This is a genomic window from Deferribacter desulfuricans SSM1 (assembly GCF_000010985.1).
Taxonomy (GTDB): domain Bacteria; phylum Chrysiogenota; class Deferribacteres; order Deferribacterales; family Deferribacteraceae; genus Deferribacter; species Deferribacter desulfuricans.
The window spans coordinates 817,803-842,032 of record NC_013939.1 but is presented as its reverse complement, the minus strand read 5'-3'; the positions used below and the strand labels follow the sequence as shown (position 1 = coordinate 842,032).

The 24,230-nt window shown below is 30.8% G+C and carries 24 protein-coding genes and 1 riboswitch; of the genes, 8 read left to right on the top strand and 16 right to left on the bottom strand.

Going from position 1 to position 24,230, the window contains the following annotated elements:
• Positions 1-2: 2 nt before the first annotated feature.
• Entirely contained in the window at positions 3-821 is an 819-nt protein-coding gene (panB, locus tag DEFDS_RS04240; RefSeq protein WP_013007567.1) for a 3-methyl-2-oxobutanoate hydroxymethyltransferase, read from the bottom strand.
• Positions 822-1,133: 312 nt separating this feature from the next.
• Here panB and pyrR point away from each other — a divergent pair, with 312 nt between their 5' ends.
• The 7 genes from pyrR to DEFDS_RS04205 all read left to right on the top strand — a co-directional run bounded on the left by pyrR (position 1,134) and on the right by DEFDS_RS04205 (position 8,144).
• Positions 1,134-1,679: a bifunctional pyr operon transcriptional regulator/uracil phosphoribosyltransferase PyrR gene (gene pyrR / locus DEFDS_RS04235; RefSeq protein WP_013007566.1), complete on the top strand. Its 546-nt coding sequence runs from the start codon at positions 1,134-1,136 to the stop codon at positions 1,677-1,679.
• Positions 1,680-1,686: 7 nt separating this feature from the next.
• The gene (locus DEFDS_RS04230) at positions 1,687-2,616 is read left to right on the top strand and encodes an aspartate carbamoyltransferase catalytic subunit (RefSeq protein ID WP_013007565.1); all 930 of its coding nucleotides are present in this window, start codon (positions 1,687-1,689) and stop codon (positions 2,614-2,616) included.
• Position 2,617: 1 nt separating this feature from the next.
• Positions 2,618-3,892, top strand: a complete 1,275-nt coding sequence (locus tag DEFDS_RS04225) for a dihydroorotase (protein WP_013007564.1) — start codon at positions 2,618-2,620, stop codon at positions 3,890-3,892.
• A 1-nt stretch (position 3,893) separates the two neighbouring features.
• A complete protein-coding gene (locus DEFDS_RS04220; RefSeq protein WP_013007563.1) occupies positions 3,894-4,814 on the top strand; it encodes an ABC transporter ATP-binding protein in 921 nt (306 codons plus the stop codon).
• Positions 4,815-4,877: 63 nt separating this feature from the next.
• Entirely contained in the window at positions 4,878-6,323 is a 1,446-nt protein-coding gene (gene cysS, locus DEFDS_RS04215) for a cysteine--tRNA ligase (protein ID WP_013007562.1), read from the top strand.
• Positions 6,320-7,291 (top strand): SDR family NAD(P)-dependent oxidoreductase, encoded by a 972-nt coding sequence (locus DEFDS_RS04210; RefSeq protein WP_013007561.1) that lies wholly within the window; start codon positions 6,320-6,322, stop codon positions 7,289-7,291. The genes cysS and DEFDS_RS04210 overlap by 4 nt, the downstream gene beginning before the upstream one ends.
• Positions 7,292-7,307: 16 nt before the next feature.
• Positions 7,308-8,144: a hypothetical protein gene (locus DEFDS_RS04205; RefSeq protein WP_013007560.1), complete on the top strand. Its 837-nt coding sequence runs from the start codon at positions 7,308-7,310 to the stop codon at positions 8,142-8,144.
• A 9-nt stretch (positions 8,145-8,153) separates the two neighbouring features.
• On the opposite strand, the gene DEFDS_RS04200 is transcribed toward DEFDS_RS04205, so the two are convergent.
• From DEFDS_RS04200 to DEFDS_RS04135, 14 genes are all read right to left on the bottom strand, one after another.
• Positions 8,154-9,389: an EAL and HDOD domain-containing protein gene (locus DEFDS_RS04200; RefSeq protein ID WP_013007559.1), complete on the bottom strand. Its 1,236-nt coding sequence runs from the start codon at positions 9,387-9,389 to the stop codon at positions 8,154-8,156.
• 57 nt (positions 9,390-9,446) lie between these two features.
• The gene (locus DEFDS_RS04195) at positions 9,447-10,877 is read right to left on the bottom strand and encodes a sigma-54-dependent transcriptional regulator (protein ID WP_013007558.1); all 1,431 of its coding nucleotides are present in this window, start codon (positions 10,875-10,877) and stop codon (positions 9,447-9,449) included.
• A gap of 1 nt (position 10,878) precedes the next feature.
• Positions 10,879-11,994, bottom strand: a complete 1,116-nt coding sequence (locus tag DEFDS_RS04190) for a sensor histidine kinase (RefSeq protein ID WP_013007557.1) — start codon at positions 11,992-11,994, stop codon at positions 10,879-10,881.
• A complete protein-coding gene (locus tag DEFDS_RS04185; protein WP_013007556.1) occupies positions 11,964-12,581 on the bottom strand; it encodes a tetratricopeptide repeat protein in 618 nt (205 codons plus the stop codon). The genes DEFDS_RS04190 and DEFDS_RS04185 overlap by 31 nt, the downstream gene beginning before the upstream one ends.
• Before the next feature lie 49 nt (positions 12,582-12,630).
• Complete coding sequence (locus DEFDS_RS04180) at positions 12,631-14,574, bottom strand: tetratricopeptide repeat protein (RefSeq protein WP_013007555.1); 1,944 nt, start codon at positions 14,572-14,574, stop codon at positions 12,631-12,633.
• An 82-nt stretch (positions 14,575-14,656) separates the two neighbouring features.
• Positions 14,657-15,676, bottom strand: a complete 1,020-nt coding sequence (gene aroF, locus DEFDS_RS04175; protein WP_013007554.1) for a 3-deoxy-7-phosphoheptulonate synthase — start codon at positions 15,674-15,676, stop codon at positions 14,657-14,659.
• Between the two features lie 250 nt (positions 15,677-15,926).
• Positions 15,927-16,436, bottom strand: a complete 510-nt coding sequence (locus DEFDS_RS04170) for a ferritin (RefSeq protein WP_013007553.1) — start codon at positions 16,434-16,436, stop codon at positions 15,927-15,929.
• A gap of 52 nt (positions 16,437-16,488) precedes the next feature.
• Positions 16,489-17,415 (bottom strand): radical SAM protein, encoded by a 927-nt coding sequence (locus DEFDS_RS04165; RefSeq protein WP_013007552.1) that lies wholly within the window; start codon positions 17,413-17,415, stop codon positions 16,489-16,491.
• Complete coding sequence (locus tag DEFDS_RS04160) at positions 17,412-18,614, bottom strand: molybdopterin molybdotransferase MoeA (protein ID WP_231841035.1); 1,203 nt, start codon at positions 18,612-18,614, stop codon at positions 17,412-17,414. The genes DEFDS_RS04165 and DEFDS_RS04160 overlap by 4 nt, the downstream gene beginning before the upstream one ends.
• Positions 18,604-19,374, bottom strand: a complete 771-nt coding sequence (locus DEFDS_RS04155; protein WP_013007550.1) for a molybdate ABC transporter permease subunit — start codon at positions 19,372-19,374, stop codon at positions 18,604-18,606. Before DEFDS_RS04155 ends, DEFDS_RS04160 begins: the two co-directional genes overlap by 11 nt.
• Positions 19,371-20,108, bottom strand: a complete 738-nt coding sequence (modA, locus tag DEFDS_RS04150; RefSeq protein WP_013007549.1) for a molybdate ABC transporter substrate-binding protein — start codon at positions 20,106-20,108, stop codon at positions 19,371-19,373. The genes DEFDS_RS04155 and modA overlap by 4 nt, the downstream gene beginning before the upstream one ends.
• The gene (locus DEFDS_RS04145) at positions 20,101-21,159 is read right to left on the bottom strand and encodes a sulfate/molybdate ABC transporter ATP-binding protein (protein ID WP_013007548.1); all 1,059 of its coding nucleotides are present in this window, start codon (positions 21,157-21,159) and stop codon (positions 20,101-20,103) included. Before DEFDS_RS04145 ends, modA begins: the two co-directional genes overlap by 8 nt.
• Positions 21,159-22,184, bottom strand: coding sequence for a molybdopterin-binding protein (locus DEFDS_RS04140; protein ID WP_013007547.1), 1,026 nt, complete (start codon positions 22,182-22,184; stop codon positions 21,159-21,161). The genes DEFDS_RS04145 and DEFDS_RS04140 overlap by 1 nt, the downstream gene beginning before the upstream one ends.
• A 46-nt stretch (positions 22,185-22,230) precedes the next feature.
• A riboswitch (molybdenum cofactor riboswitch) is annotated at positions 22,231-22,365 on the bottom strand.
• 32 nt (positions 22,366-22,397) lie between these two features.
• Positions 22,398-23,219 (bottom strand): LysM peptidoglycan-binding domain-containing protein, encoded by an 822-nt coding sequence (locus DEFDS_RS04135; RefSeq protein WP_013007546.1) that lies wholly within the window; start codon positions 23,217-23,219, stop codon positions 22,398-22,400.
• 135 nt (positions 23,220-23,354) lie between these two features.
• Between DEFDS_RS04135 and DEFDS_RS04130 the strand changes: the two genes are divergently transcribed.
• Positions 23,355-23,696 (top strand): cytochrome c3 family protein, encoded by a 342-nt coding sequence (locus DEFDS_RS04130; protein WP_013007545.1) that lies wholly within the window; start codon positions 23,355-23,357, stop codon positions 23,694-23,696.
• A 27-nt stretch (positions 23,697-23,723) separates the two neighbouring features.
• Here DEFDS_RS04130 and DEFDS_RS04125 read toward each other — a convergent pair whose 3' ends face one another.
• The gene (locus tag DEFDS_RS04125) at positions 23,724-24,209 is read right to left on the bottom strand and encodes a hypothetical protein (RefSeq protein ID WP_013007544.1); all 486 of its coding nucleotides are present in this window, start codon (positions 24,207-24,209) and stop codon (positions 23,724-23,726) included.
• Positions 24,210-24,230: the final 21 nt, after the last annotated feature.

Below are 24,230 nucleotides of genomic sequence, written 5' to 3'. Positions count from 1 at the left end.
AGTTAACCTCTAAAAAAGGAGTGTTCTTTTGATGGGAAAATACCGTTTTTCACTTCTTCAATATATTTCTTACCACCATCCAAAATAACTGATTTTACATCAGCATATCTTTTAACGAATTTTGGAACAAAGTCATCAAACATACCAAATACATCATGAAATACCAGTATTTGACCATCGCAATCTTTGCCTGCACCAATACCTATTGTTGGCACCTTTACAGTCTCAGTAATCTTTTTACTTACTTCAGCGACAACCCCTTCTAAGACGATAGCAAAAACTCCAGCTTCTTCCAGAGCCAGAGCATCCTCTATCAATCTTTCATCCCCTTCTCTACCCTGGATTTTATAACCACCCATAGAATGAACATATTGAGGCATAAGCCCTATATGCCCCATTACATTTATACCTCTATCAACAAGTTTTTTTATTAATGATGCTACATTTTTACCACCTTCAAGCTTGACAGCCTCAGCACCACTCTCTTTAATAACTCTTACACAATTTTTAATAGCTTCCTCTTCACTAATATGATAAGTCCCAAATGGCATATCAGCTACTAAAAACGCTCTTTTTAAACCTCTTTTAACAGCCTTAGTATGATAAATTATTTCATCTAATGTAACATAAAGTGTATTTTCATACCCATTAATAACCATACCTAATGAATCACCAACTAATACCAAATCAACACCTGCAGCATCCACAAGTTTAGCTGATGTGTAATCATAAGCTGTAAGACATGCAATTTTCTCACCATCTTTTTTCATCTTTTTCAAATGATTTACTGTAATTTTTTTAACTTCACAGTATTTACTCATTTTTCACCTCAAACAAAAAAAGCCTTCCGGCGGAAACCGGAAGGCTATTTATTGCGTAAATATATCTTTCATACTCATAGCCGTCTCGGTCCCGCCAGGGATCCAAGCGTTCGAACTGTAAAATATATAATTTTTCACATTTGTCAAATAATTTTTAAAAAAAGTATATTAAAATCTTGACAGCCACAAAATAAACTGCCAAAATATTGAAGGTGGTATTATGAAAAAAATAAACTTTTTAAAAATAATATTTTGTAAAGACTTTTAGCCTTCTGGGGAACCGGAAGGCTTTTTTTTTGTCTGGAGGTGAAGATGCAAAATTACGAAAAAGAGATTTTAAACGCCCATGAGTTAGATAACATGCTAACAAGACTAACATTTCAGATCTTAGAAAAATGTACTGATTTTGACAACACAAAAATCATAGGGATAAAAAGAAGAGGTGCAATTCTTGCTGATAGAATAAAAGAAAAAATCAAACAGTTTAAAAATATTGATATAGAGATTGGATATTTAGACATCACTCTGTACAGAGATGACTTAACTGAAATATCAGAATTCCCAATTTTGAGAGGAACTGAAATCAATTTTGATGTAAAAAATAAAAACATAATTTTAGTAGATGATGTGATCTTTACAGGAAGAACTGTTAGAGCCGCACTGGATGCTATCATAGATTATGGAAGACCAAAAAAGATTATCTTAGCTGTTCTTATTGACAGAGGACATAGAGAATTGCCTATCCAACCAGACTTTAAAGGTAAATATGTTCCCACCAGCATCGATGAAAGAATCAATGTAAAATTAAAAGAGATAGATGAAATAGATAGTGTTAGTATAAGTAAAATGATAAAGTGAGGGTGACATGAGCTTTACAAAAACTGACCTAATAGGTCTAAAGGACTTATCAAAAGAAGAAATTCTTTTCATTTTGGAAACTGCTGAAAAATTTAAAGAAATCAATCAGCGCGATGTGAAGAAAGTTCCAACACTGAAAGGGAAAACCATCGTAAATCTATTTTTTGAGCCTTCAACAAGAACAAGAACATCATTTGAAATTGCAGGAAAACGATTATCAGCTGACACAATCAATTTTTCATCATCATCAAGCAGCACCACAAAAGGGGAAACACTTATTGACACAGTTAGAAATATAGAATCTATGAATGCAGATATCTTTGTAGTAAGACATGCTTTTTCTGGTTCTGTAAAATTTATAGCAGAAAATACGAAAGCAAATGTTGTAAACGCTGGTGACGGGACAAATGAACATCCAACTCAGGCATTACTTGATTTACTAACAATAAAAGAGCATAAAAAAACTTTTGAAGGTTTAAATGTAGCAATAATTGGAGACATAGAGCACAGTAGGGTTGCAAGGTCAAACCTATGGGGGATGCCAAAATTAGGTATAACTGTTAGACTGTTTGGACCAAAAACGATGCTCACAGAGCATTTCAACGAATTTAATTGTAAAGTTTGTAGTTCCATTGAAGAAGCTGTAGATGATGTAGATGTGATTATGATGCTTAGAATCCAAAGAGAAAGACAGTCAAATCTTTTATTACCATCACTAAGAGAATATTCTAAATTTTTTGGTTTAAATAAAATATTATTATCTCTTGCCAAAAAAGATGCAATTATTATGCACCCAGGTCCAATCAATAGAGGTGTTGAATTGCCATCAATACTTGCAGATTCTAAACAATCGGTAATTTTAGATCAGGTTGAAAACGGTGTTGCTGTGAGAATGGCTGTTTTATATCTCTTATCATTAAACAAAAAGGGGGAATAATATGAAAATGATTTTAAAAAATTGCAAAGTAGTAAACTATGACAATATATTAAAAGAAATAAATATAATAATAGAAAATGGAATTATTAAAGATGTAACAAACGAATCCATAGAAGACGCAGAAGTTATTGATTGCTCCAATCTAATAGCAGTTCCTGGTTTGATAGATATGCATGTACATTTTAGAGATCCAGGCCTTGAATACAAAGAGGACATCGAGTCAGGAAGCAAAGCAGCAGTAGCTGGAGGGGTAACCACCTGCCTTCCAATGGCAAATACAAAACCTGTAAACGATAACAGTTCAATCACAAGATACATGGTTGATAAAGCAAAAGAGGTAGGGTTAATTGATTTATTCCCTGTTGCAGCAATCACAAAAGGGATGAAAGGTGAAGAATTAACTGAAATGGGTGACATTTTAGAAGCAGGGGCAATAGCTTTTTCTGATGATGGACTTCCAGTTATGAATTCTGAGGTGATGAGAAGAGCGTTAGAATATGCCTCTCAGTTTGGCTCTTTTATTATCAGTCATCCAGAGGATAAAAACCTCGCAGGTAAAGGTGTAATAAACGAAGGCAAAATTTCTACATTAACTGGACTAAAAGGGATACCAGATGAAGCAGAAGAAATCATGATAGCAAGAGACATTTTACTAGCAAAACTTACCAAAGCTCACATGCACTTAGCACACGTTAGTACAAAAGGGGGGGTAGAACTTATTAAATGGGCTAAAAGTCTTGGTATAAATGTCACTGCAGAAGCTGCACCTCATCACTTTAGCTTAACTGAAGATTATCTAACTGACTATGACACAAATTATAAGATGAACCCACCACTTAGAACAGAAGAGGATAAGGAAGCAATTATCGAAGCATTGAAAGATGGGACTATTGACGTTATTGCAACAGATCATGCTCCACATCATAAAGATGAAAAATTTGTAGAGTTTGACAATGCTGCTTTTGGTATTACCGGTTTGCAAACATTAATCCCTTTAACATTAAAATTGGTAGAAGATGGCAAAATTGATATGAAAAAATTTGTAGAGCTCACATCTTATAAACCTGCACAGATTTTAAAATTAAATGATAGAGGGTATATTGCAAAAAGGAAAAAAGCTGATATTACTCTAATTGATATAAACAAAGAGTATATTTTTGATGAAAAAATAAATAAATCAAAATCAACAAATTCACCTTTTTTTGGCAAAAAATTAAAGGGTGCTACAATTTATACTATTAAAAATGGAAAAATAGTTTATAAATTCCAAAACTAAAATGAGCAAAACACCTTTAATTACATGCAAAAACATTGAAAAAAGTTTTAATGTAACCGAGAGCCTTTTTGCAAAAAAGAGGCTCTCCATTAAAGCTCTAAAAAATGTAAATTTTAAAATTTATCCAAAAGAAGTAGTAGGGCTGGTGGGTGAATCAGGAAGCGGAAAATCAACACTCGCTAAAATAATAGCAGACATTTATAAGCCTGACAGTGGTAAAATTCTTTATAAAGATAAAAATATAAATGAAATTTATCAAGAGTTTAGAAAAAATGTTCAGATGGTTTTTCAAGACCCTTACTCAAGTTTAAACCCAAAATTAAAAATTATAAGTACTCTGAAAGATGGCGTAAAAAATTATCTAACAAAATCAAAGGTTGAAATCGAAAATATTTGCAAGCAGCTAATTAAATCTGTTGGATTGGAAGAGGATCATTTATATCGCTATCCACATCAATTTTCTGGAGGACAAAGGCAACGGATATCTATTGCAAGAGCTTTATCCACTGATCCAGAGTTAATATTAGGTGATGAGCCTGTCAGTGCACTTGATGTTTCAGTGCAAGCAGAAATTTTAAATCTTTTCAAAAAATTAAATATAGAAAAAAATAAAAGTATTTTATTAATTTCTCATGACTTAGCAGTGGTTTACTTTCTTTGTCATTATGTTTATGTTATTTATAAAGGGGTAATTGTAGAGCATGGCAAAACTGATAAAATAATAAAATCGCCTCTGCACCCTTATACAAAACAACTTTTACTTTCAAAAGATTTAACAAATTTTAGCACACACAGAAAAATAGATAATACATATTGCCCTTTAGCTGAAAAATGTCCAAATTATAGCTCGGTTTGTGATAAAGAACTTGAAGAAATTAAAATTTCAGATGGGCATTTCATAAAATGTCATAACATAAAATGATTGATTAAACAAAAAAGTTTTATATACTAAAAGGATAAATTCTAATGTTCAAAGGGGTTAAGAATGCTAATAATATTTAACACATTAACAGGTAAAAAAGAAGAATTTATTCCACTTCAAGATAATAAAGTTAGAATGTATGTCTGTGGTGTAACAGTTTATGACTACTGCCATATAGGACATGCAAGAAGCTCTGTAGTTTTTGATATAATCAGAAGATATCTTATTTATAAAGAGTACGATGTAACATTTGTCAAAAATTTTACTGATATTGACGACAAAATAATTAAAAGAAGTAATGAAGAAAATATACACTGGAAAGAGCTAACAGAAAAATTTATTAAAGAACACGATTATGACATGGAAAAATTAAACATTATGCCACCTGATTTCACCCCAAAAGCTACAGAATTTATAGATGAAATGATTAAACTATGCGAAAAATTGATTGAAAAAGGTTATGCATACGTTGTTGACGGAGATGTTTATTACAGAGTCGAAAAGTTTAAAGATTACGGTAAACTTTCCAAGAGGAACTTAGATGAATTATTGGCAGGTGCTAGAGTAGAAGTTGATGAAAGAAAAGAGAATCCTCTTGATTTTGCTCTATGGAAGAAAAGTAAAGAAAATGAGCCATACTGGGAAAGCCCGTGGGGGAAAGGGAGACCTGGCTGGCATATAGAATGTAGTGTAATGAGTGCAAAATTATTAGGAATTCCTTTTGATATTCATGGTGGAGGGAAAGACCTTATATTTCCTCATCATGAAAATGAAATTGCTCAAAGCGAAGCAGCAGAAGAAAAGATGTTTGCAAAATACTGGATTCATAACGGTTTTGTAAATATTAACAAAGAAAAAATGTCAAAATCTCTTGGGAACTTTTTTACAATAAGAGAGATTATTAAAGAATTTGACCCAGAAGTATTAAGATTTTTTCTTTTAACAACACATTATCGCAGCCCCATAGACTTTTCATTTGATCATTTAGTAGAAGCAGAGCAATCTTTAAATAGAATCTATACCTTTTTAGATGATCTTGAACACTATGTTGTATCTAAAAAAGGGAAAAATTATTTAGAAGAAGCAAATAAAATCTTTGAAAATTTCAAAAAAGAATTTGAAACAAGTATGGATGATGATTTTAACTCTGCAAAAGCTTTAGCTGCTATATTTGATTATATTAAAGAAATAAACAGATTACTCAATCAAAAAGTTGTTAAAGAAACCTATGAAGAGATACTAAAACTTACTAACAACTTTAAAAAAATAGTAAATCAAGTGCTAGGAATAATAAATAAAACTCCTAAAGAATGGTTTGCTTCAAACTTACCTATATCTGAAAGTGAATTAATTAAAAAAATTGAAGAAAGAACAAACGCAAGGAAAAACAAAAACTTTGAACTTGCCGATAAAATAAGAGATGAGTTAGAATCTCTCGGGATAGAATTATTAGATACACCAACTGGGACAAGATACAGAGCAATAAAAAAACATGAGGGGTTAAAATGAATATATTGTTAACAGGTGCAGCAGGTTTTATAGGTTATTTTACTGCTAAAAAACTATTAAATGACGGACACAAAGTAATTGGAGTAGATAATTTAAACGATTACTATGATGTGAGATTGAAAGAATATAGAAAAAACGAGTTGCTTAAAAACGAAAATTTCCAATTTTATAAACTTGATATATCAAATTATGACAGTTTGTCTGTGCTTTTTCAAAACCATAAATTTGATGCAATAATTAATCTTGCTGCTAGAGCTGGAGTTAGATACAGTATAGAAAATCCTTTTGTTTATTTTGAAACAAATTCCACAGGGACATTAAACCTATTAGAGCTTGCTAAAGATTATGGTGTAAATAAGTTTGTCTTGGCATCCACATCAAGTCTTTATGCTGGGCAAGAAATGCCCTTTACTGAGGATAAACCTGTAAATACTCCAATTTCTCCTTATGCAGCTTCAAAGAAATCAGCTGAGGTTACAGCATACACCTACCACTATTTTTATGGTATCGATGTGTCTGTTGTAAGATATTTTACAGTTTATGGTCCTGCAGGTAGACCTGATATGAGTGTCTTCAGATTCATTTCACAAATTTATAAAGATGAACCAATTATAGTTTATGGTGATGGTTCGCAATCAAGAGATTTTACCTATGTTGAAGATATAGCTGATGGTACCGTTAAAGCCTTAAAAGAGATTGGTTATGAAATCATCAATCTTGGAAATAATAACCCAAATAAATTGATAGATATGATTAAATATGTTGAAGAGCTGCTCGGTAAAAAAGCAAAAATAATTAACAAAGATTTTCATAAAGCAGATATGATGGCCACTTGGGCAGACATCACAAAAGCTAAAGAACTTCTTGGCTGGGAACCAAAGGTAGACCTCAAAACAGGATTAGAAAATACAGTAAACTGGTTTTTAGACAATAAAGATTTTGCTTTTGACATAAAACTAAGAGATTAAATTTTGCAAAATTAAAATGCCAAAAGATATTATTAAAAAGTTTGTTTTCTTAATCTTTTTAATACTAATGATGTTTGGTTGTGCATCTAAATCAACCAGGAATCTTCCTTTTACCCAAATCAAGCCATTAGAATTAAATGTTCCACTTGATAATACTACCCCTTTTGTAAATAAGATAGATTTCAATACTAATGATGTTACTATTGACTATTTTGATGGACTTTTACAGGTTAAACAACCTGCTAATTTTGGCCCATCTGAGGAATTTAAATCTTTAATAAAAAATATTGCTCTATTTCAAACAAAAATAGGTTTTTTAGAAGAACTAAATAATGCTGGTTATAAAATTATAAATCCGCAAAGTTTACAACATATTAATTGTTATTATGTTCTAAGTGGCAAATTAAGAAAAATTACAATAAATATCTACGGAAATGGTTTTAGAGGTTTTGGCTCAGCTGGTAACTACTGGGAATCATACACTGAATTTGATAATTTAAGCATTGAAGATAAATGTAACAAGAAAATATATAACGTAGGAAAAATAAAGTCTTACGCAAAAGTAAAAAATGCACCTATAAAAGTATCTGAAAATTTCTTAGATTTTTTGGATTTTATGACAAAAGTTGTAACTGGTGTTTATAAAATGTACAATACCTTACCAAATAATTTAAATTTTAACAATATTGAAAACCCTATTAAAGCATTAAACTCTTTAAATGTTTTTTTTGAAAATTATAGTGAATATTATAAATTGAACCTTTCAGAGAAAATAAACTCTCCACCATATTTAGGTGGTAAATTAGCTACACAATTACTATTTAAAAAACTAATTACCACAAAAAATAATTAATCATAAAGTCTATGCAAACTCTTTAACAAGGTTGTAAAACCAATTATAACTTTTTATTTTTGCATCAATAATGTTATCTAAAGTTAAACCAAGTGAATTTTCTATTTCTTCCACATCCTCATTTTTATCTGACTGTTCCACTATTCTTAATAATTCACCCAAATAACCAGAGTAATCAAGCACAGCTTTCTTTATGTCATCAGAAATAGCAAATTCTTTTAACAACTTCTCTTTTGGCATCGAAAAAAGCACATCAATATTTGACAATAAGCCAGCCAAAAAAGCACTGTCACAATCAGACTTTTTCAAATAATCATTACACAAAATTTCCATAGTCTTTGCTTTTACTGCTACCATTTGAAATAGTGGTGAATCTAATCCTGAATCATCTTTCGAAACGTAACTAAGCATAATCAACCAGTTCAAAAGCTTTCTCATCCCTATTAAACTTATTGCATGTCTAATAGATTTCACTTCATTTCTTAGAAAAAAAGCAGCTGAATTTATAAATTTTAGTAAACTAATACTCAGATCAGGTTGTAAAGCAAATGCATCTACAATCTGCTTAATGCTTGCATTTTTATTTATTAGATTAATAAGCCTTAAAATCCCAAACTTTTTTGGATCAATTTTTTGAGCCTCTAAAATTTGCGGTTTTTCAAAATAAAACCCCTGGAAATACTCATAACCTAAAAATTTACATAAATCATATTGTTCAAATGTTTCCACTTTTTCAGCAAGTAGTAAAAAATTAGTCTTTTTCAAATGGTTTGTCACTTTAATAATTTCAGATTCATCTAAGTTTAAAATATCTACTTTTACAATATCGATTAAATGCTCTAATTTTTTTAAAGAATCGATATTTGTTTTCTCTAATACAAAATCATCTAGAGCAAACATATAACCTTCTAGTCTAAGCTCTTCAATCCTATCTATTAACTCCTCATCAACAGTAACATCTTCTAAAATTTCTAAAATAACTCTCGTGCTAGGAAGAAGTTCAATAACAGGTGACATAATTACTTCTTTATTAACATTAATAAAAGCATACCCCTTACCAACTAACACATCTATACCAAAATGCTCCAAAGCATTTAAAAAAGTCTCTATAACAGTTTTAAATGGATCATCTATTACGGCACTACTAGAAACACCGCTTTTGCGAAAAAGAAGTTCGTAGCCAAAAACTTTCCCACTTACATCAAGTATAGGTTGTCTACCAATAAATGTTTTATTTATATCCATGAAGGCCTCATTTTATTTTAACAACTATAAGATAGTGTTTCTTATCTAAAATTTCAACTAATCATTTAAATATTTATCAATATCGATACCCTGTTCTCTATATTCTTTCAACTTATTTCTAAGTGTTCTAACTGTAATTCCCAAAATTTCAGCAGCTTTGGTTCTATTCCCACCAACATCTTTTAATGTATTTAAAATAAGTTCCTTTTCAACATCAGCTATACTTCTATTTTTCAATGTATTAGTAAAACTTATTTTTTCAGGTTCTTTACTGTCTTCATCATTGCTTATATCACTATCAACTGTTTTAACTTCTTCAACTAAAGATTCTTCATGAAAAACCAAACCATGCAAAAACAAATCTTTTGAAGTAATTTTATCCCCTTTGGATAATATCACAGCCCTTTCTATAGTATGCTCCAACTCTCTTACATTTCCAGGCCAATCATAATTAACTAAAGTACTTTTGGCGTCTTCACTAAGATTTTTAGCCTTTTTACGATTTAATTTTGAATACTTTTCCACGAAAAACTCAGCAAGATGCAAAATATCATCTTTCCTTCTTCTAAGTGGCGGAATATGTAAGTTTATTACATTTAATCTGTAATACAAATCTTCTCTAAAATTCCCTTTTTTTACTTCCTCAAGCAAATCCCTGTTTGTCGTAGCAATTATTCTTACATCAACAGGTATAGGTTTTAAACCTCCCAACCTCTCAATCTCTTTTTCCTGCAACACTCTTAAAAGCTTAGCCTGGAGATTAATTGGGATCTCCCCTATTTCATCCAATAGAATTGTCCCACCATCAGCAATCTCAAATTTACCTGGTTTTCTCTTTTCAGCACCAGTAAAAGCACCTTTTTCGTATCCAAAAAACTCACTTTCCACTAAATTTTCTGGTATTGCAGCACAATTTACGGCCACAAAAGGTTTAGCTTTTCTGCGACTATTTTCATGTATAAACTTAGCTAAAACTTCCTTACCTGTCCCAGATTCGCCTGTAATCAAAACTGTGGCATCAGAGCTTGCCACATCTAATGCAAGATTAAATATTTCTGCCATATACCGGCTTTTATAAACATATTTTCTATCTTCGTTATGATCCTCTTGTTTAAGATTATTTATACTAAACACTCTCTCTATTAGCTCTTCAATAACTTCAGGTGGAAAAGGTTTTATAATATAATCAAAAGCACCAAGTTTCAAAGCCTCAACAGCTGTCTCCACTGTGGCATAAGCTGTTATGAAGCATAAAGGGGTCTTTACTCCTGCATTTTTAAGCATCTTAAAAAATGTAATCCCATCAATCTTTGGCATCTTTATATCAGAGATTATCAAATCGTAATTTGTTTTCATAGCCTTTTCAAACCCATCATTTGCATCAATAGCTACATCCACATCAATACCCATCCTTGAAATTGTCAATTTTAATCCATTTCTCATATTATCATCGTCATCAACGACTAAAACCCTTTTTATCTCTGACATCTTAACACCTTCCTAACTTAATAATAAATCTTGTAAAACTTTGCCCATCACTTTCAACATATATATTACCAGAATGAGCTTTAATAATTTTATAAACAATTGACAATCCAAGTCCAGTCCCCTTTGTTTTTGATGTATGAAAAGGGATAAATATTTTTTTTATAAACTCTTCATCAATGCCACAGCCATTATCTTCTACAACTATAACGTCAAACTTTTCCTCTTGTTTGCAATATATTCTAATTTCACCATTTGCATCAACAGCGTCTATCGCATTATGAATAAGATTCATAAAAACCTGCTTCATTAATTCACTATCACAGTAAATTTTAAAATCATCATCTATTTTATTTATAAATTTGATTTTTTTATCATTCATTAAGTGTCTAAGATATAAAACAACATCATCAACAATATCAGCCAAATAATACTCTTTTTTGCTTAATGTAACTTCTTTTGTAAATAGCAATATATTTGATATAGTATTATTGATACTTTTGACCCCTTTCAATACAGAATCAATCAATACACGTTTCTCTTTATCATTTTTAAGATCTCTAGCAAGCAATGAGGCAAACAACTCAATACTACCAAGAGGATTTCTTATCTCATGGGCTATGTTTGCAGCCATCACCCCCATCGATTTTAGATGTTCATCTCTTCTATGCTCTTCTTCTAACTCTTTTAAATGAGTAATATCTTCAATAGAATACGTCCAACCCTCCACATCTGAATGTTTAAAATTGCCAACATGAACTCTAAATGTCGATTTCCCAATTTCAAATTCATAAGACCCATTTTCTCTATATTCACAAATTTTGTTTATAAATTCATCTTTATATTTACAGTAAAAGTATTCAAACTTTTTATTTGACAAAATAATCTCTCTATCTTTGGAAATTGCAACGATAGCACTTTGTGTGCTCATTAAAACTGATGAAAGTAGCGAAGAAGTTTCTTCAAGTTGTTTATTTTTCTCCTCAATCTCTCTTCTAAGCTTTTCTGTTTCCTCTTTTAATTTTTGATAACTATCTTGTAATTTTTCAGTCGCAGTATTAAAAACATTAAAAGCTTCGCTTAAAAGTTCTAACTCGCTTTTTTTATCTTTTCTATCCACCGTAACTCTTTCACCTCTTTCTCAGCAAGATTTTTATAAAAACTTTTTGGATACTCTTTAATCAATTTATCAAAATAATAAACTGCATTCATTTTATCATCTAGCTGTAAATAACTTTTAGCTGTATAATAATAAACCTTTGGTATCTCTTCTTTATTTTTAGCAGTTGATAAATATTTTTTAAAATAATTTAAAGCTACTTGATAATTTTTCTTGTTAAATTCTAATACGCCAAGCTCTTCGTAAATTTTTGGAAACTGGGAATCCATACCTAAAGCGGATAAATTCTGATAGGCTTTTTTTAATTCATTATATTTTTTGTCACCATCTAATGTGTAAATAATTTTCAAAAGTAAATCATATCTTAAAACCAAATCTTTTTTATAAAATTTTAAAATCCTTATCAAATCATCCTTTTTATTTATATTTAATTCGTCAAAAATAATCATTAAATCATTTTTTGACAATTTATTAACATTATCTTCAGTAACTTTCTCCCCAAAAAGTATCCCTAACAAATTTACAATCGAATTATCATACACCTTTATCTCGTTATATATCTTTTTTGATACTTCATAATCACCCAACTTAAAATAACAAAATGCTAAATACCCTTTTAAAACAGATATATCAGATCTATTTATTCATTTTCTTAATCCAACCACTATTATCAGAATACAATTTTATAACTTTAATATAATCACCATTTTTGATATAGTTCAGAGTCATCTTCATTAAATAATTAAATATGTAGTCTAAAAACTCCCCTTTATATTTACCATTTGGATAATAAACCATATACTCTTTGGCCAAAGCAACAGCCTTTACTTCATTACCTTCTTTCAAAGCTTTTTTATAAAGCCTGTAATATAAATCACCAATTAATTTATCCCATTCTGTCTTAAAATAGATACTTTTGTGATTTAATAAATAATCTTGAGCTAACGATAACGCCTTTTCATACTTTGTATTAGTAAATTCTTTCCTTACAATAATAAGAGAAATACTTTCGCTAATTTTTGCTGCCTCAACTCTATATTTAGAATCTGGAAATTCTTGTAATAATTTGTCCACATAGCTTTTACTCAAGCTATAATTCCCTTCTTTCAAGAATCTTTTCGCATATTCTAAATAAATTTTTTGCTTAATATCGTAAACTCTATTTAACTCTAAAGAATCAAAAAACTTCGCTTCAAACTCTTTTATACTTGCTAATGCTTCATCATAACGCTTTGAGTAATAAAAAGACTCAATTATCAATCTGTTAGCTTTTGCCATATTGTTTACATCGCTACTTTTAGACAAAATATCACTAAAAAAATCTAGCCAGTATTCAGTGGGTTGTTCTTTCAGATGTTTTTCAGCATAATGTATTGCTGCCTTTTCTCCACCTTGTCTATTTTTATATTTATCCTTACATTCCAACAGCAAACTATCTGCTAGACGATCTTTCCCCTTCTTTTCCATCAACAGAGCTGTGTTGTACATTGCCAAGTCAGCATATTTACTTTCCGGATAAATATTATAAATCTTAGAATAAATATTTATCGCATAATCAATTTCCCCTTTCACCTCAAATGTTTTTGCAATAGCAAAAAGTGTATCTGGACCGAGTTTTAAAATATCATTTTTTTTATCAATAATCTTAATAAAGTATTCTTTCGCCAATTCAATATCTTTTAAAAGAAAGTATAGTTTACCAATCCTTGCTAAAACCTCAACAGAGTTATCCTCAAACTTATCAGAATATTCCTTTAATGCGTTGATAGCTTTATCATATTGCCCAATATTTTCATATATATTTACAATTTTAAAATAACTCTTTTTTGCATTTAGTGTATTTGGATAAGTTAAAATAACCCTTTTATAATCAAATATAGCTTCATAATACATCCCTGCTTTTTCTTTACTCAAAGCCGAATAATAAAGAGCATCTGAAGCAAGATAATGGTCAGGAAATTTCGAAGCAAAATCTGCTAAATAATCTGCCGCTTTCAAATAATTTTTTGGATCATCCTCTCCAAGCTTGTAGTAAACCATACCAAGTTTATAATAGGCTTCTTGTGCATAAAAATCATTTTTATGTGTGCTTATTAAGTCTAATAATTTTGTTATAGCATTGTTATAAAGCCCATTATTAACATACTCATCAGCTTCTGCTAAAACCTTTTCAGCATCAGCATCTTTGATTTTTTTGGATTTAGCTTTAAGGATGGGTTTCTCAATTATCGATTTCAGCTTAATATCAGATATCTCTTTTCTTGGAGCAAATATAAGTAAAAGATTATTATCATCATATCTATAAAAATAATCAACATTATCATTAAATTTGACAATCATTTTATCATCTTTAACCTCCAATTTATCAACAAACTTGTTTTGAAATTTTTTAATAGAAGACAATTTGGCAGAAGTTGTAAGTTTTATAATTAAACTATTATCACTTTTAGTAATCTCTGAAATAAAAGGTTTTATATTATCAATTTTTATTTCTGTTGCAAATTCAGATTCATTTACATAAATACCATAAGCAAATACAGATACTGAAAAAAGTAAAAATAAACAGATCTTCTTAATCATATTGATATTTTAAATTGGAAAAATACAATTTACAAGCAAAACTTAATAATAAAAGAAGTTGCCACTAAACAGTGGCACCCTCTCAATGCAAATATCTACCAACTGCTAATGCAACACTTTTCAGCTCCCCCATAAGCCTTAAAAATACATCAGGTTTCAAAGATTGAGCACCATCGCTCATAGCATTTTCTGGATCAGGATGAACTTCTATAATTAATCCATCTGCACCAACAGCCACTGCTGCCTTAGAAAGTGCAGGGACATAATGCCAATGACCTGATGCATGGGATGGGTCAATAATTATAGGCAAATGGGATTTCTCTTTTACCACGGGCACACAACTAATATCCAAAGTATTCCTTGTTGCAGTTTCAAAAGTTCTAATCCCTCTTTCACACAAAACTACGTTTTTATTCCCTTCAGATAAGATATATTCAGCTGACATTAAAAACTCTTCAATAGTTGTAGCCATCCCTCTTTTTAGCAAAACAGGTTTGTCTGTTTGCCCAAGCAATTTTAAAAGCGCAAAATTCTGAATATTTCTAGCTCCAACTTGAAACATATCAGCATATTTATAAACAACATCAACATCTCTTGGGTTAACAACTTCCGTAACAACTGGAAGCCCCGTTATTTCACGAGCTTTAGCAAGAAGTTTAAGCCCCTCTTCACCTAAACCTTGAAAAGAATAAGGACTCGTTCTTGGTTTGAAAGCACCACCTCTAAGCATCTTTGCGCCAGCAGCTTTTACATACTCTGCTGTTTTTATTATCTGCTCTTCATTTTCCACGGAGCATGGCCCTGCAATAACAACGATCTCTTCTCCACCAAACTTGACTCCATTTACTTCAACTATTGTGGTTTCTTGCTTTACTTCTTTACTTGCCAACTTATAAGGTTTAGTTATTGGAACTACTCGATCAACACCTGGAAGATCCTCGATTATACCAACCTCGTCCCTTCTTCCACCTATTCCAACAAGACCAACAACATTTCTCTCTTTACCGTAAATGACATGCGGAGTAAAACCGAGATCTTTAGCCTTATCACAAACCTCTTTCAACTGCTCTTTTGATGCTCCAATTTTCATTACTACAATCATAACAACCTCCTTTTAGATAAAAAAAAAGGCCACAAGCGGTTTTGCCGCCTGTGGCCTTTATATTTTTTAATACAATATTATGGCCAATTCAGGCGGCACCTCTAAAAATGTTATAAAAAAAGTAAAAAAATCTATAAGAATATGGACAACTCATCTGAGAAATTTCTGATTTTTTAATAATGGACATCATTAAAACTTCACTCATATTATCTAACTACTATCCAAAAGTTAAAATGTCAAGCATGAAATTTTAAGCATCTGCTGGTGGCTGGAATGTCCTACTACCCAATTCCTTATCAACCATAAATAGTCCATTCCCTGAATTTTGTACCAGCTTTAATTGATCCAAAATTTCATTAACGCTTGCTTCCTCTTCAACCTGTTCAGTAACAAACCATTGTAAAAAGGTATGAGTAGCATAATCTTTTTCTTGTATAGCCAAGTCTACTAAATCATTTATAGACTTTGTTATAAATTTTTCATGCTCTAGGGTTTTTTCAAACATATCAAGAGGAGACTCAAATTCCTGATCTGGCTGCTCAATTGCCTTTAGTTTTACCTGCTCACCTTGATCCAAGATATACTTATAGAATTTCATTGCGTGCGTCATTTCCTCTTGGTATTGTACATAAAACCAGTTTGCAAAACCTTTCAATCCAATATGCTCACTATAAGCAGACATAGATAAATATAAATAAGCAGAAAAAAGCTCCTTATTTAGTTGTTCATTCAATGCTTCAGCCATCTTTTTACTAATCATATTGACCTCCTAATTTTTAATTATTCTAAATTAAAACAAAAACATCATATTGTCAATCTCTAACTTTTATAAACTCATCTTTATTTATAATAACTTTTGTTAACTTATTATCAATAATTAATTTATTGATAATTTTTTCTATATCCGACCTTTCGAATAAAAGTTTTAAATCATCTAAAGTACAAGGTCTCATCGAAAGCAAACTAATCAAATCCTCTTCAAGGTTTTCATTATTATTGCTTAAAGATTTGATGAAAGATCCAACAGTTTCAACCTTTACCCCTTTTTTAGCAAGATATAACCCTTTTTCTAACAACTCACCTTCATTTAAACCTTGAAAACCTTTGTAAGCAGGTGGACGAAACACAGTATTAAGCTGAACTTTAGTATAATTAATATCTTTTAAAACATTTGCTATTTTATCTAACTCCTCATTGCTATCATTTACCCCTTTGACTAAAAGAATTTCAACAAATAGTTTGCCTTTAAAAATCTGAGAAAATTCTTTTAACCCCTTTATAATCTTTTCAATTTTGAGCTCCGGATGAGGCCTATTTACTCTTTTAAATATATCTTCACTAACTGCGTCAAAACTTGGCACAACAATATCAAAAATGAGCAACTCATTCCTAACATCTTCTCTAAAAAGCAATGTTCCATTTGTAAGTACAGCTAATGGTTTATCAATATTTTTTTTAACTTCACTAGCAAGATATGTCAGATCAATATTTAATGTGGGCTCACCAGCACCAGTAAATGTCACAACGTCTATAATATCTTTTTTTCTTTCATAAATGATTTTGAATTCGGACAACAGATCATCTGGGGCAAAAAATCTCTTTCTTTCAATTTCAAAGTCGGTGGTTTTCCCCACTTCACAATACACACAATCAAGTGAACAAATCTTTTTTGGAACTAAATTTACACCCAACGAAGCACCGAGTCTTCGTGATGGAACTGGCCCAAAAATATATTTCATAATATACTCTCAAAGTTAAAAATCAATCCTTCGCATTTATCTCCAGCTTTCAAATCACCAACACCCTCTTTAATTCTAACAAAACCATTTACTTTAGCAAAATTTATAAAGTGAGAAGTCTTTTGAGAACCTACACCATAGGCGAGAAAATTACCATTTTCATATTTTATAGTTGCCCTATTGAAATAATCAGATGATTTCCTAGAGTGCATATAATCCTTTAGTATAACATCAACAATTTTATTTTCAAAATCTCTAAAACCACAAGCTTTTTTAATAAAAGGTAACAGATATAATACAAAATTTGTAAAAAATGCTGCTGGATACCCTGGCATTCCAAAAATCATACAATTATTGTTTCTTGCCACAAGTAATGGACTACCTGGTTTTATCTTCGTCTTATTCACTACTATATCAAATTTTTTATCATTTAATACTTTCTTGACAAAATCGTATTTCCCCATTGAAATCCCACCCGAACTGATAATTATATCATACTTTTCGGTCATTTCAGCAAAAGCGTTAAAAACAGAATTTTCATCATCAATTATATTACCATAATATTCATAGGGAATTTCCAACTTTTTCAAAAAACATTCAGCTATATATCTGTTTGTATTGTAAACAAACCCTTTTCTGTAATCCTCCCCAAGCTCTAATATCTCATTGCCTGTTGTAAAAATACCAACTTTGGGCTTTTCATATACTTTTACTTCTTTCAGTCCAAGATAACATAATATTGGAAAAATCCTCTCATTAATCAAAACGCCTTTTGTTACAACGTGCTGATTTATACCAACTTCTTCACCTATGTTATTAATATTCATCCCATTAGTTAAGTTACAATTTATAGTTACAATATCTCCATCTATCACACAATCTTCCACTCGCACTACAGCATCAGCATTTTCAGGAACCACAGCACCAGTCATCACAAATACGGCTTCCCCTTTTCCCAAATTAATATCGACTTGCATTCCCGGAGAAAATGTATTTACTATCCTATAACTATTTCTATCTAAGCCCTTTATAGCAAAACCATCAACAGCACTCTTTTTTGTATCAGGATAATCCCTAATAGTTACAATATCTTCAGCTAAAACATAATTAAAACTCTTAATTACATTGATACTCTTTGCTTTTACCTCATTAAAACAGTTTAAAATAATATCTTTTGCATCTTCATATTTAAGCATCATCCCACCTTCTTTTATCAAAAATTATTTTTATTATAGAAATAACCAGAAATGCTAAAATAACTGTCAAAACACTTGCAGCAATACCTTTTTCGAAGTTACCTTCAGTCATATTTAAATAAATATTTATTGGTACATTTTCTGTTTTACCGGGAATACCGCCAGCTACCATCAAAGTAGCACCAAATTCACCAAAACTTCTAAGCCAACTTAGCATAATCCCTGCTGCAATCCCTCTGAATGCAAGTTTAAAAGTGGTATCATAAAAGGAACGAAAATAACCTGCTCCGAGAGTCATTGCAATCCTTTCATAAATAGGAGGGACAAGCTCAAAAGCACTCTTTGCAGATTTTAAAGTAAATGGGAATGAAATAAAAAATTGAGCAATTACTGCACCTTTAAAATCAAAAATAACATTAAAAAATTTACTCAAAAAAGGTGAGTTAAATAAATTAAGTATCAAAACCCCTACAACAAGTGGTGGAATTATTAATGGAACATCAAAAAATACATCGAGTACTTTTGAAAAACCCTTTTTATGCCTTGCAAGATAATAACCTGCAGGAATTCCAAAAATTGCTGAAAAGAATGTTGCCATTGTTGCTGTTAAAAAACCAAATTTCACAGCAGATAAAAAACCATTATCAATTACTATTTCTTTTATACTGCTTAGACTAACATCTTTAAAAGAATATAGTATCAACATCATAATCAACAAAGAAAGTAGTAAAGCTAATAAAGCTGAAACCTTTGAAAATTTCATTGTTTTATCACTTCAAAACCATATTTTTTGAAAATCCCTTTATTTTCAAGCAGATATTTTAGAAATATCTTTGCATTTTCAATGTTGCTACTTATATTCAACAAATTTACGCTTGCGACATCTTTTACCGTAGCTCTTTCAGGAAAAGATACATATTTAAATCCATGCACTTTTGCTACAGAATCAAATACAATTCCAACATCTACCGTATTGGTTTTTAAATAATTAACAATCTGAGCAACATTTACAGCTTTAACTACACAATTTTTCTCAATACCTAACACTATATCTTCGGGTAATTTTAATTTTATTTTTTCAAAAATTTTACCAAGAGCCATTGTTTTTGGGTTACCAAGGGCAATCTTTACATCTTTTTTTACTATATCATCAAAAGATTTTATCTTTTTCTTCCCATTCTCTGATAAACCAAAAACCGGTGTCTGATATAATAAATCTATAGATTCAACCACCAATCCTAACTTGACAGCTTTATCCTTAAAAGTTTTAGATGCAGGTAAATATAAATCCCCCTTCTTAGAAAAAACAATTTTATTTAATAACTGGCCAGATCCACCAGTTAACAATACAACTTTAAAATTTTTAGATACTTTATTAAAATTATTGACAACTTCATTTGCAGGTTTTGACATTGATGATGCAACATAGAAATAAATATCCTGAGTAAAACCTAATGAGCATAGCAAAAAAAAGATGATAAAAACCTTTTTAACCATTTGTAACCTCTTTCATCGTTATTAATGATTCACTTTTTAAAGAAATATTTATATTCTCATTTTCTACAATATTTAATTTATTAAAAGCATGTTCTGGCAACTTAATATAAATAGTTCCAAGGTTACCATGTTCTACCTTAATTTCACAAAACCCGCTCAGCCTTTTTATCCACCTAACAGCTACTTCAAATTGATTTTCTTTTTTATCTTTTGCATCTTTTCTAACTATCATCACATTTTCTGGTCTTATCCCTACATATTTAGCACCATCTATGGCATTAATAGTCAATAATTTTTCATTATTGGCTATCAAATAACCGTTTCCAGCTTTATCAATCGCCCAAATATTCTTAAAATTTATTAGTTTTGCTGTTTCTACATATTGAGGCTTATTAAAAATTGATGATTTATTACCATACTCAATCACCTTTCCATCTTTAATCACCACAACATCATCACCAAGAAGATATGCGTCATCAATATCGTGTGTTATAAAAATTGCTGGTTTATCCATCCGTTGCAAAATAATATTGATTAAATCAATCAATCTTTCTTTTATCGGTTTATCTAATGACGAAAAGGGTTCATCAAACAATAAAATGTTAGGATTTACCATTAATGCCCTTGCAATAGCTATTCTCTGTTTTTGCCCACCTGATAAAACTGAAGGATACTTATCAAGATATTCACCTATTTCAAGTGTATTAATAAGAAATTCAAACAGTTCTCTGTCAGCTTTTATTTTTCTTATTTTAACACCATATAAAATATTATTTAAAACTGTTAAATGAGGAAATAAAGTGTACTCTTGAGGAAGATACCCTACTCTCCTCTTATCGATTGATAAATTTATCTCCCCTTTTTTAAAAAAAGTAACTCCATTTATACTTATAAAACCTTCATCAGGGGGGTAAAATCCAGCAATCATTTTTACAAGATTAGATTTACCAGCTCCACTGTGGCCAAAAACAACTATTCGTTGCTTATTCGAAGAAAAATTATAAACAAAAGTTTTCCTTCTAAAATATTTCTTTATAGATATTTCAATCATTAAGCCTTACCAAATGGACAAACTGGAAATACACACACTTTACAAAAATGACACAGTCCGCCAATACTGTATTCAGCTATCTCGTCTACTGAAATTTTATCACCAGCTATTAGCCTTGGCAAAAAGATATCTAATGCAGTCGCTTTATAAAATAGCGCAGCAGCAGGAACAGCACAAACCGGGATATCATTATAATAACCTATCGTAAAATTATTTCCTGGTTGAATAGGATTCCCCTCCTGAATAATATCAATCCCAGCTTCTCTAATTGCAAGTTTAGTATTATCATCAGGATCAACAGATGTACCACCTGTAATAAATAAAATATCAACATCTTTTATATACTCTTTAATTTTATTAACAATTACATCTTTTTCATCTGGCAAAATATCAGACTTAATAACTTCTACATCAAACTTTTTAAGCTTAGAAGAAATTTTAGGCAAAAATTTATCAGTAATTTTCCCATAATAGACTTCATTACCTGTTACAATTACACCTGCTTTTTTGAATTTAAAAGGTATTACATCTAAAGATGGGATAACTAAAATTTCCTTAACTTTTTCAATGATTGAATTATCACAATACAATGGGATAATACGAAAAGCAGCAACCACCTCCCCTTCTTTTACAGGGATATTTGAATGTTTTGTTGGTAACGATGGGATTTGCAATCGATTTATTGCAATAATCTTTTCTTTGTCAACTTTAAGCAATCCATTAATTTTTGCATAAAAATTTACTTTTCCCTCAGAGGGTTTATCATAATCTATATTTTCTCCTGCAATTAAAGGAGCAAGCATCTTAGCTGCATCATCTTCATGCACCACACTTTCCAAGGTTTCTTCATCCATCACGTAAACAAAATATTTACCTAATGATTTGAAATGTTCAATATCTTCATTTTTAATCTTATAACCTCTTTTATAAGCAACACCCTTAAAGTTTTTATCCAAATTAACTTCTGTAATATCATGTGCCAATTTCAAGCCAACTGCATCTTCAATTTTGACTTTTCGAAACACAATAACCTCCAAAAAAAAAGCCGGCTACCCCCAACTAGGATAACCGGCGTTATAACCAGCATCTCCTTTCCAAGTCGGGAGGCATAAGCGTTTCCACTTATACCCTGGGGGCTTTAACGCCCAACCGGTGTATAAACCTTAGCTAAGCCTTAGGCTTATACACTCGGAGATATTCAAATTTTCAAACAACAAATCTTTAAAATATATTAAATATTACTTACCGTCAAAAAGTGACCAAGGACCTCTATTTTTAGCAAAATTAATTGCATCATACTTTTCTGTGCTTGTAAAATCCTTTTTAATTTTAAACACTTGTCCTGGATAAATTAAGTCTGGATCTTTTATCATATCTTTATTTGTCCAATAAATTAATGGCCACATAAATGGGTTCATATATTTCAATTCAGATATTTTCCACAAACAATCACCTTTTACAACAGTGTAATTTTCAACCTTAGCTGCTTTCTCTTTTTCAAGAGCTTTCTTCATCTCTTCAGCTTTTGCTTTTGCAATGTTCTCTTTAATTTTAGCAATTTTCTCCTCAAGCTGTGTCATAAGTAAATTAGCTTCTCCTGGTTTACAGTCATCCACAGCTTTTTGTGCTTTTTCATAAAGTGCCTCAGCTTCAGCATAAGCTACAGGGTCATATTTTTTAGCATCATCTTTAATAGAATCAAGCTCGTCTCTCATCTCATCAAGATCTTTCCCTATCTTATCAGCAGCCTCTTTTCTCTTTTGAGCCACTTTTTTAGCCTTTTCAGCTTTTGCTTTTGCTTCTTCTAATTTAGCTTCAGCTCTATCATAATATTTACCTTTGAATGTATGATTTTTAGCTTCTTCCATCTCCTTTTCTGCTTCTTCAAAAGATTTCTTTGCAGCAGCATACTCCTTTGGAGCACATTTATCAGCGTCAACTGCCCAAGCCTCGTTAACAGACTTTTGCGCATCAGAATATTTTTTTACAGGTGGTTTTGCACAAGAAAACAAAAAAGCTGAAACTACTGTAATTAAAAGCAACATTTTAAAATATCTCATAGCGATATCCTCCTGATTTTTTATTTAATATTAACATACTACTTCTATTTTGTCAAATATCAATAGCTTTAATATATTTGACAATTTATAGGATATATAATATAAGTTGATAAAATATTAAAAGGAGGTTTTTCAATGAAAAAATTATTTATATTACTAGCATTGATAGTGTTTTCATCTATCGTAATTGCTGGACAAGGTCCAGAAGTAATCGACCTTTCTAAAAAGTTTAATGTTCCAAAAACCACTAAAAAAGTAGTTAAATTTCCTCACTGGTTCCACCAAACAAAAAATCAGTGTACAGAATGTCACCTTGACGCAAATGGTGGTAAACTTAAAAATATCAAAAAAGGTGGCGAGTTTAATCCAGGTGTTGTAAAAGGAACTGGTAATAAAGTACACAAAGAGTTTTGCTGGCCATGTCATAAGGCTAAAAAAGTGCCAAGAGGAAAATCTTGTAATAAGTGTCATAAATAAAGTGGAAAGGGGAGCCGTTCCCCTTTTTTATTTCTCTATTATATCAAAAGATCTGGCTATCTCGATTTGTTTCTGTAATCTTGGATCATCAACCCATTTATTGGCTTCTTCAAGAATTTTAACAGCCTCATTAAGATAATCTGAATTTTGACTTTTATTGAATTCCTTTAAAAAATTTAACCCTCTTAATACTAAATGAGACGAAAAACTTCTTATTTGTCTTGCCTTGTCTATCTTTACAGCAAGCCTCATAATAAAAGCTACAAAAATACCAAAAGGTATCCAAATATAAAGTTTAAAAGGAAACTGGATTAAATAAAACAGTAATCCCGCGACCAAGGTGGCACTCACTGCCACAGCCAGACCAGGAGTCCCTATAAAAAAAACTGGGACATTTTTTCCATCAACATATTTATAATACTTAAAAGGATTGAAGCTACTCCCCTTATTATATTTTTTATTTATTTTTTGATAATGCTCCTCTAAGCCTTCTACTATTTCCAATTTTTTCATTAGCCTACCCTTGTAATAATA

Coding starts and splice junctions, on each gene's coding strand:
- panB (WP_013007567.1), bottom strand. CDS start 821: ATGAGTAAATACTGTGAAGTTAAAAAAATTACAGTAAATCATTTGAAA.
- pyrR (WP_013007566.1), top strand. CDS start 1,134: ATGCAAAATTACGAAAAAGAGATTTTAAACGCCCATGAGTTAGATAAC.
- DEFDS_RS04230 (WP_013007565.1), top strand. CDS start 1,687: ATGAGCTTTACAAAAACTGACCTAATAGGTCTAAAGGACTTATCAAAA.
- DEFDS_RS04225 (WP_013007564.1), top strand. CDS start 2,618: ATGAAAATGATTTTAAAAAATTGCAAAGTAGTAAACTATGACAATATA.
- DEFDS_RS04220 (WP_013007563.1), top strand. CDS start 3,894: ATGAGCAAAACACCTTTAATTACATGCAAAAACATTGAAAAAAGTTTT.
- cysS (WP_013007562.1), top strand. CDS start 4,878: ATGCTAATAATATTTAACACATTAACAGGTAAAAAAGAAGAATTTATT.
- DEFDS_RS04210 (WP_013007561.1), top strand. CDS start 6,320: ATGAATATATTGTTAACAGGTGCAGCAGGTTTTATAGGTTATTTTACT.
- DEFDS_RS04205 (WP_013007560.1), top strand. CDS start 7,308: ATGCCAAAAGATATTATTAAAAAGTTTGTTTTCTTAATCTTTTTAATA.
- DEFDS_RS04200 (WP_013007559.1), bottom strand. CDS start 9,389: ATGGATATAAATAAAACATTTATTGGTAGACAACCTATACTTGATGTA.
- DEFDS_RS04195 (WP_013007558.1), bottom strand. CDS start 10,877: ATGTCAGAGATAAAAAGGGTTTTAGTCGTTGATGACGATGATAATATG.
- DEFDS_RS04180 (WP_013007555.1), bottom strand. CDS start 14,574: ATGATTAAGAAGATCTGTTTATTTTTACTTTTTTCAGTATCTGTATTT.
- aroF (WP_013007554.1), bottom strand. CDS start 15,676: ATGATTGTAGTAATGAAAATTGGAGCATCAAAAGAGCAGTTGAAAGAG.
- DEFDS_RS04170 (WP_013007553.1), bottom strand. CDS start 16,436: ATGATTAGTAAAAAGATGGCTGAAGCATTGAATGAACAACTAAATAAG.
- DEFDS_RS04165 (WP_013007552.1), bottom strand. CDS start 17,415: ATGAAATATATTTTTGGGCCAGTTCCATCACGAAGACTCGGTGCTTCG.
- DEFDS_RS04160 (WP_231841035.1), bottom strand. CDS start 18,614: ATGATGCTTAAATATGAAGATGCAAAAGATATTATTTTAAACTGTTTT.
- DEFDS_RS04155 (WP_013007550.1), bottom strand. CDS start 19,374: ATGAAATTTTCAAAGGTTTCAGCTTTATTAGCTTTACTACTTTCTTTG.
- modA (WP_013007549.1), bottom strand. CDS start 20,108: ATGGTTAAAAAGGTTTTTATCATCTTTTTTTTGCTATGCTCATTAGGT.
- DEFDS_RS04145 (WP_013007548.1), bottom strand. CDS start 21,159: ATGATTGAAATATCTATAAAGAAATATTTTAGAAGGAAAACTTTTGTT.
- DEFDS_RS04135 (WP_013007546.1), bottom strand. CDS start 23,219: ATGAGATATTTTAAAATGTTGCTTTTAATTACAGTAGTTTCAGCTTTT.
- DEFDS_RS04130 (WP_013007545.1), top strand. CDS start 23,355: ATGAAAAAATTATTTATATTACTAGCATTGATAGTGTTTTCATCTATC.
- DEFDS_RS04125 (WP_013007544.1), bottom strand. CDS start 24,209: ATGAAAAAATTGGAAATAGTAGAAGGCTTAGAGGAGCATTATCAAAAA.